General features: G+C 23.8%; 1 protein-coding gene. It reads left to right on the top strand.

All coding sequences use genetic code 11. The annotated features are described in order from the left end of the window. Positions 1 to 314 precede the first annotated feature (314 nt). A complete protein-coding gene (pflA, locus tag I4V51_RS20890) occupies positions 315 to 1,028 on the top strand; it encodes a pyruvate formate-lyase-activating protein (RefSeq protein ID WP_195990356.1) in 714 nt (237 codons plus the stop codon). The last annotated feature ends 73 nt before the right edge of the window (positions 1,029 to 1,101 follow it).

Here is a 1,101-nt window from a genome sequence, read left to right as displayed (position 1 = left end):
GGTAAACAACAGAAAAAAATACATATAAAATCAATAAAGATAAAATTATATTAATTTAGTTTAAATGTAATTATAAAAAAGTAAAATTTATAAAATTTAATAATAAAAAAGTGATTTTTAATATTGAAATAAACAATAATAATTATGAATAGATAATGATTACATGAAGGTATTAACAAAATTAGAGTTACGTTGTATAATAATAATGAATTAAATAAAAAAGTAATTTTATGAGAGAATAGTTTTTTCTTTTATTATTTAATAAATCAAAAGAATATTTAACATAAACTTATAGATAATATGGAGGATGGAATATGTTAAAAGGAACAATACATTCAATAGAAACAATGGGATTAGTTGATGGACCTGGTATTAGAGTTGTAGTATTTATGCAAGGATGTGCATTAAGATGTCAATATTGTCATAATCCAGATACTTGGAGTGATAAAAGTGATGAAGCATTAGAATTTACTCCAGAAGAATTAGTAAATAAAATTGCTAGATTTAGAAGTTATTTTGAGAGATCTGGAGGAGGGGTTACTTTTTCAGGAGGAGATCCTTTAAGACAACCAGAGTTTTTAAAAGAGTGTTTAAGACTTTGTAAAGAAAAAGGAATACATACTACAATAGATACATCAGGCGTAGGATTTGGAAACTATGAAGAAATATTAAAGTATACAGATTTAGTTCTTTTTGATGTAAAGCATATTACAAAAGAAGGATATAAAGAAATGACTGGAATTAATATAGAGGAAAGTTTAAAATTCTTAGAGGCATGTAAGAAATGTAATACAAAAATATGGATAAGACAAGTTGTTGTTCCAGGAATGACAGATAGTGAAGAATATATAACTTCATTAGGAGATTTCATTAAGACTTTAAATAATGTTGAAAAAATAGAATTACTTCCATATCATTTACTTGGTGTAAACAAATATGAAAACATGAAAATAAAATACAGATTAGATGGTGTTCCAGCAATGGATAAAGATAAATGTAAAGAATTATATAAATTACTTAATGTATAAAATAAATAGCAGTAAACTTTCTTAGAAAGTTTACTGCTATTTTTATTTTATATAAAAATAGCAAGCATTACAT

Origin of the sequence: Clostridium sp. D53t1_180928_C8 (assembly GCF_015667795.1) — a bacterium.
Taxonomy (GTDB): Bacteria; Bacillota; Clostridia; order Clostridiales; family Clostridiaceae; genus Clostridium.
This window is presented reverse-complemented; position numbering and strand designations above follow the sequence as displayed.

Excerpts from the sequence above, each read along its gene's own strand:
- pflA (WP_195990356.1), top strand. The coding sequence starts at position 315 with ATGTTAAAAGGAACAATACATTCAATAGAAACAATGGGATTAGTTGAT.